At 59.4% G+C, this 7,090-nt stretch carries 6 protein-coding genes; 2 read left to right on the top strand and 4 right to left on the bottom strand.

Annotation, left to right across the window (positions count from 1 at the left end):
- Nucleotides 1-86 precede the first annotated feature (86 nt).
- The 4 genes from PMI23_RS28070 to PMI23_RS28055 form a co-directional block, all read right to left on the bottom strand.
- Nucleotides 87-668, bottom strand: a complete 582-nt coding sequence (locus PMI23_RS28070) for an IMPACT family protein (protein WP_007914717.1) — start codon at nt 666-668, stop codon at nt 87-89.
- 7 nt (nt 669-675) lie between these two features.
- Nucleotides 676-1,326, bottom strand: coding sequence for a TetR/AcrR family transcriptional regulator (locus PMI23_RS28065; RefSeq protein ID WP_007914719.1), 651 nt, complete (start codon nt 1,324-1,326; stop codon nt 676-678).
- Between the two features lie 88 nt (nt 1,327-1,414).
- Nucleotides 1,415-2,803: a uracil-xanthine permease family protein gene (locus PMI23_RS28060; RefSeq protein WP_007914723.1), complete on the bottom strand. Its 1,389-nt coding sequence runs from the start codon at nt 2,801-2,803 to the stop codon at nt 1,415-1,417.
- Between the two features lie 121 nt (nt 2,804-2,924).
- Nucleotides 2,925-3,845, bottom strand: a complete 921-nt coding sequence (locus PMI23_RS28055) for a LysR family transcriptional regulator (protein WP_007914725.1) — start codon at nt 3,843-3,845, stop codon at nt 2,925-2,927.
- A 138-nt stretch (nt 3,846-3,983) separates the two neighbouring features.
- On the opposite strand from PMI23_RS28055, the gene PMI23_RS28050 reads away from it, so the two are divergent.
- Together PMI23_RS28050 and PMI23_RS28045 are read left to right on the top strand one after the other, a co-directional pair.
- Nucleotides 3,984-5,333, top strand: coding sequence for an aspartate aminotransferase family protein (locus PMI23_RS28050; protein ID WP_007914732.1), 1,350 nt, complete (start codon nt 3,984-3,986; stop codon nt 5,331-5,333).
- 77 nt (nt 5,334-5,410) lie between these two features.
- Nucleotides 5,411-6,904, top strand: a complete 1,494-nt coding sequence (locus PMI23_RS28045) for a CoA-acylating methylmalonate-semialdehyde dehydrogenase (RefSeq protein ID WP_007914733.1) — start codon at nt 5,411-5,413, stop codon at nt 6,902-6,904.
- Nucleotides 6,905-7,090: the final 186 nt, after the last annotated feature.

Here is a 7,090-nt window from a genome sequence, read left to right as displayed (position 1 = left end):
GCCTTCGGCAGCTCCTACAGGGGAACGCATTTCAAATGTAGGAACTGCGCAACGCTCGGGCCGCGATCGGACGATCTTTTGATCTTTTATCGTTGAAGCAAAATCCGCCCACGACTCAAATCGGCTAGCTGCGTTTGCAAGACCTCGATCTGCGCTTCGCCCACAGCCAACTTCAACTCAACGCCGTTCGCCGTGAAGTTCTCCTCCACAACCAATCCACCCAAGTCCGCAACCCGCAACTTCACCAACGCCAACTCGGCAAACCCGCAGGCGCAACTCAGCGGCACGCGGCTGATCAACTCGACCCTTGCCGCTGTCTGCAGGCACTTGTTCGCACCACCGCCATAGGCACGGGCCAATCCCCCAGTGCCGAGTTGAATACCGCCGTACCAACGGATCACCAACACCGCGACCTGATCGCAATCCTGCGCTTCGATCGCCGCCAGAATCGGACGCCCGGCCGTGCCGCCCGGTTCGCCGTCGTCATTGCTGCGGTATTGATCGCCGAGTTTCCACGCCCAGCAATTGTGCGAGGCGTTGAAATCGCTGTGCTGTTCAAAAAACGCCTGAGCATCGGCAGGGCTGCCGATCGGCGTGGCAAAGGTGATAAAGCGGCTTTTGCGAATCTCTTCGCGGTACTCGCAAAAACCGCTGAGGGTGAAAGGCATAAACGTCTTATAGAGAAGGAGTGAGGCCGCAGCCTTTGAGAATGATGCGGATCAGGTTGTTGCCGGCGTCTTCCATATCCTGCTTGGTCAACTTGCTGCGACCGCTGACGCGACAGATCTGCGTGGCGAAGTCGGCATAGTGTTGAGTGCTGCCCCACAACAGGAAGATCAAGTGCACGGGATCGACCGGGTCCATTTTGCCCGCATCGATCCACGCCTGAAACACCGCTGCGCGGCCGGTGAACCAGGCGCGGTAATCCTGATTGAAATATTCGGTCAGACATTCGCCGCCGCTGATCACTTCCATCGCAAAGATTCGCGACGCCTGCGGCTGACGACGGGAGAACTCCATCTTGGCGCGGATGTAGCGGGTCAGCGCTTCGGCCGGATCGTCCTCGGCCGTGAGTGTGTTGAAGGTGCTGTCCCACAGCTCGATGATGTTGCTCAGCACCGCCACGTACAAACCGAGTTTGTTGGTGAAGTAGTAATGCAGGTTCGCCTTGGGCAACCCGGCATTCTGGGCGATGGTGTTCATGCTGGTGCCTTTGTACCCGTGACGGGCGAACTCGTCTTCGGCGGCTTTGAGAATGGTCTCTTCGTTTTTCTGACGAATGCGGCTGGCGGGTTTGCCGCCATGGGCTGGGACTTCAAAGGTCATAGGCACTTCCGGGTTTGTCTGTGGGTGCAACCAGTTGCGTTGATAGCGCACCCACAGGCATCCGACAAGTCTTTGCGCGATAAAACCGTTACGCCTGTTCGATCTTGTTCAGCGGCGCGTGCACTTCTGCGGCCTCGGGTTTCGACTCCGGCAGCAGCAGGCAAAGGATGATGGCGGTCAGGCCGCCGCTGGTGATCGCCGAATCAAACAGGTTCTGCACCAGTTTCGGCAACAAGTGCAGCAGGTTCGGTTGCGCGGCAATGCCCAGGCCGACGCCGAACGACGTGGCGATGATCAACATGCTGCGCCGATCCAGCGGCGACTGCGCGAGGATGCGCACGCCGGCAGCGGCCACCGCGCCGAACATCACCAGGGTCGCGCCACCGAGTACCGGCTTTGGAACCTGTTGCAGCACCGCGCCGATCATCGGGAACATACCGAGACAAAACAGGATCGCGCCGATGTACAAACCGACGTAGCGGCTGGCGACGCCGGTCAACTGGATCACGCCGTTGTTCTGCGCGAACGTGGTGTTGGGGAAGGCGCTGAAGGTCGCTGCGATCATGCAACTGACACCATCACCGAGTACGCCGCCGCGCAGGCGGCTTATATAAGAAGGGCCGCTGATTGGCTGGCGGGCGAGCATACAGTTGGCGGTGAGGTCGCCGACGGTTTCGATGGTGCTGATCAGATAAATCAGCGCGACCGGCAGGAAAGCCGTCCAGTCGAAGCTGAAGCCAAACTTGAACGGCGTAGGAAAACTCACCAGCGGTAAGTCAGGCAACGGTTGCGGCAGCAGTTTCCCACTGAACCACGCGGCCAGACTGCCGAACACCAAACCAATGATGATCGCCGACAAGCGCACCCACGGCGTGTTCGAGCGGTTAAGCAAAATGATCGTCAGCAACACAAACACGCCCAACGCCAGATTGCCCGGCGCACCGAAGTCCGGCGCATTGAAGCCACCGCCCAGGTCGGTGATGCCGACCTTTATAAGGCTGATGCCGATGAGGGTGATGACGATCCCGGTCACCAGCGGTGTGACGACTCTGCGCAACTGGCCGATGAAGCGGCTGAGGACGATCTGCACGATTGCGCCGAAGAAGCACACACCGAAGATCATCGCCAGAATGTCTTCCGGGCTGCCGCCACGTTGCTTGACCAGAAACCCCGCCGACAGCACCGCACCAAGAAAAGCAAAACTGGTGCCTTGCAGACAGATCATTCCCGCGCCAATCCCGAATGGCCGCCGCGCCTGAATAAAGGTGCCGACGCCCGAAACCATCAAGGCCATGCTGATCAGGTACGGCAAATGCGCGGTCAGCCCGAGGGCCGAGCCGATCACCAATGGCGGGGTGATGATGCCGACGAAACTGGCGAGCACGTGTTGCAGCGCCGCGAGTGTCGCGGCAAGCGGTTTGGGGCGGTCGTCGAGGCCGTAGATCAGGTCGCTGGACGGTGCGGAATCTGGCTGCATGGCTTAAGGCTTCTTGTTGAAGGATCGAGGTTGATCCTGCTTTGCAAAAAGCTGTCCACTTGCTCAGGTTATTTGTCGAATTTGTTGCTAAGGCCCAACGCTGGTGGGCCTCGGAGGATTTTCAACGCGTTGCCGCCAGACTCTCCAAAAAGCTTTCCAGCACCAAATGAGGGCGCCGCCCCTTGCGCGTGACCGATGCGAGGCTCAGGTCGTAGAAACGTGTTTGCGATTTCAGCGCACGCAAACGACCTTGCTGCACCCAGAGGCTGGCGTAGTGATCCGGCAGGTAACCGATGTAGCGTCCGGTCAAAATCAGGAATGCCATGCCTTCGCGGTCGGAAGCGCTGGCCGTGCAATTAAGCGCCTGGTAATGCGCCTGAATCTCCGCCGGCAAACGAAAGGTCGGCGCGATCGCGTCCTGACTGTTAAGGCGTTCGTCATCGAGCTGTTTGTCATCGACATAAAACAACGGATGACCCACCGCGCAGTAAAGCAGCGAACGTTCGCTGTACAGCGGCTGATATTCCAGGCCCGACAACGCACTGGCCTGCGGCACCACTCCGACATGCAGGCGCCCATCGAGCACGCCTTGTTCGACCTCATTCGGCGCAATCATGCGGATCTGGATCTGCACATCCGGCCCGCGCTCCTTCAATTGCGCGAGGGCGTGGGTGATGCGCATGTGGGGCAGGGTGACCAGGTTGTCGGTCAGGCCGATGATCAACTCGCCACGCAAATGCTGGTGCAGGCCGTTGACCTCAGTGCGGAAGCTTTCCAGCGCACTTAACAGTTGCAGCGCCGACTGATACACCTCGCGACCTTCTTCGGTCAGCGAAAACCCGGCGCGCCCACGCTGGCACAAACGCAAACCGAGGCGCTGCTCCAGATCGCTCATCTGCTGACTGATCGCCGAGCGACCGATGCCGAGCACCGTCTCCGCTGCCGAGAACCCGCCGCATTCCACCACGCTGCGAAAAATCCGCAGCAAGCGGATATCAAAGTCACTGACCTGGGCCAGCGGATCGGGGCGGCGGCTGCTCATCTTATTGTTCTCATTGTTTAGCAAAGTTCTAACTGAAGGTTAGAAGAGTTGGATTTCACCGACTTTATCCGCGTGGCAATTTAGCTGCAACAACGCTTTTTATCTCCCTGACGCTTATGCCCTGCGAGGTTTTGCCCGATGAACATGCCTGAAAACGCGCCGTCGCCACTGGCCAGCCAACTGAAGCTGGACGCGCACTGGATGCCGTACACCGCCAACCGCAATTTCCAGCGCGATCCGCGTTTGATCGTTGGCGCCGAAGGCAGCTGGTTGATCGACGACAAGGGCCGCCGGGTATACGACTCGCTGTCCGGTCTGTGGACCTGCGGCGCCGGCCACACCCGCAAGGAAATTCAGGAAGCGGTCTCCAAGCAGTTGGGCACCCTCGATTACTCGCCGGGCTTCCAGTACGGCCACCCATTGTCGTTCCAGCTGGCTGAGAAAATCACCGAACTGACCCCGGGCAATCTGAACCATGTGTTCTTCACCGACTCCGGTTCCGAGTGCGCTGACACCGCGGTGAAAATGGTCCGTGCCTACTGGCGCCTGAAGGGGCAGTCGACCAAAACCAAAATGATTGGCCGTGCCCGTGGCTACCACGGCGTGAACATCGCCGGCACCAGCCTCGGCGGCGTTAACGGTAACCGCAAGCTGTTCGGTCAGGCGATGATGGACGTCGATCATTTGCCGCACACGTTGCTGGCCAGCAACGCTTTCTCCCGTGGCATGCCGGAGCAGGGCGGTATCGCTTTGGCCGATGAGCTGCTGAAGCTGATCGAACTGCACGACGCTTCGAACATCGCCGCTGTGTTCGTTGAGCCTATGGCCGGTTCCGCCGGCGTGCTGGTGCCACCGCAGGGTTACCTGAAACGTCTGCGCGAGATCTGCGACCAGCACAGCATTCTGTTGGTGTTCGACGAAGTGATCACCGGTTTCGGCCGTACCGGCAACATGTTCGGCGCTGACACCTTTGGCGTGACCCCGGACCTGATGTGCATCGCAAAGCAAGTCACCAACGGCGCGATCCCGATGGGCGCGGTGATTGCCAGCTCCGAGATCTACCAGACCTTCATGAATCAGCCGACCCCTGAGTACGCGGTGGAATTCCCGCACGGCTACACCTACTCGGCGCACCCGGTGGCTTGCGCCGCTGGCCTGGCAGCGCTCGATCTGCTGCAAAAGGAAAATCTGGTGCAGAGCGTCGCTGAAGTAGCACCGCATTTCGAAAACGCGCTGCATGGCCTGAAAGGTTCGAAGAACGTTATCGACATCCGTAACTTCGGTCTGGCCGGCGCGATCCAGATTGCCGGTCGTGACGGCGACGCCATCGTGCGTCCGTTCGAAGCGGGCATGGCCCTGTGGAAAGCCGGGTTCTACGTGCGCTTCGGCGGCGACACCCTGCAGTTCGGCCCAACCTTCAATAGCAAGCCGCAAGACCTCGATCGTCTGTTCGATGCGGTCGGCGAAGTGCTGAACAAGCTCGACTGATTTTTCCCTCTATATATAAGTACAAACAGCCGGCGCCCCTCGTGGGCGTCTGCGGACAAGAATTCAGGAGTTTTTCGATGAGCGTTATCCCGCATTTGATCGATGGCGAACTGGTGACCGAGAACGGTCGCGCAGTTGATGTGTTCAACCCGTCTACCGGTCAGGCTATCCACAAGCTGCCACTGGCCAGCCAGGCAACCATCCAGAAAGCCATCGATGCCGCCAAGGCAGCGTTCCCGGCCTGGCGCAACACGCCACCGGCCAAACGTGCGCAGGTAATGTTCCGCTTCAAGCAACTGCTGGAGCAGAACGAAGCGCGCATCTCGCAATTGATCAGCGAAGAACACGGCAAGACCCTGGAAGACGCCGCCGGTGAACTGAAGCGTGGTATCGAGAACGTCGAGTTCGCTTGCGCAGCTCCAGAAATCCTCAAGGGCGAGTACAGCCGCAACGTCGGCCCGAACATCGACGCATGGTCGGACTTCCAGCCGCTGGGCATCGTTGCCGGGATCACCCCGTTCAACTTCCCGGCCATGGTGCCGCTGTGGATGTACCCGTTGGCGATCGTCTGCGGCAACTGCTTTATCCTCAAGCCGTCCGAGCGCGATCCAAGCTCGACACTGCTGATCGCACAGTTGCTGCTGGAAGCCGGTTTGCCGAAAGGCGTGATGAGCGTGGTTCACGGTGACAAGACTGCAGTAGACGCGCTGATCGAAGCGCCGGAAGTCAAAGCGCTGAGCTTTGTCGGTTCGACGCCGATCGCTGAATACATCTATGCCGAAGGCACCAAGCGCGGTAAACGCGTTCAGGCACTGGGCGGCGCGAAGAACCACGCAGTGTTGATGCCGGATGCCGATCTGGACAACGCGGTCAGCGCACTGATGGGCGCGGCCTACGGTTCCTGCGGCGAGCGCTGCATGGCGATTTCGGTCGCTGTGTGTGTGGGTGACCAGGTGGCGGATGCTCTGGTGGCGAAACTGGTTCCACAGATCCAAGCGCTGAAAATCGGTGCCGGCACTTCTTGCGGTCTGGACATGGGCCCACTGGTGACCGGTCAGGCGCGCGACAAAGTCAGCGGTTACGTAGATGACGGCGTGGCAGCGGGCGCGACTCTGGTGGTCGACGGTCGTGGTTTCAGCGTGGCCGGTCATGAAGAAGGCTTCTTCCTCGGTGGCTGCCTGTTCGACAACGTCACTCCAGAGATGCGCATCTATAAAGAAGAGATCTTCGGCCCGGTACTGTGCATCGTTCGTGTGAACAGTCTGGAAGAGGCAATGCAACTGATCAACGATCACGAATACGGAAACGGCACCTGCATCTTCACCCGTGACGGTGAAGCGGCGCGCCTGTTCTGCGACGAGATCGAGGTCGGCATGGTTGGCGTTAACGTACCGCTGCCGGTGCCGGTGGCTTATCACAGCTTTGGCGGCTGGAAGCGTTCGCTGTTTGGCGACCTGCATGCCTATGGTCCGGACGGTGTGCGCTTCTACACCCGTCGCAAGGCGATCACCCAGCGCTGGCCGCAACGGGCGAGCCATGAGGCTTCGCAGTTCGCCTTTCCTAGCTTGTAAGTAGGGCAGTGCAGCGAAGGCCGACCCCTTGGGGTCGGCCTTCGCGTTTTCGGGGATTTTTGACTGATGTGACAGAATTATGAAAATAGGTGTTGACGGCAGATTTCAGATGTCTATAATTCGCCCCACTTCCGGCGCAGTCGAAACGGAAAACTCCTTGATATTCAATGAGTTATGTAGGTTTCG

It is taken from the genome of Pseudomonas sp. GM24 (assembly GCF_000282235.1).
In the GTDB taxonomy this organism is placed as follows: domain Bacteria; phylum Pseudomonadota; class Gammaproteobacteria; order Pseudomonadales; family Pseudomonadaceae; genus Aquipseudomonas.
This window is presented reverse-complemented; position numbering and strand designations above follow the sequence as displayed.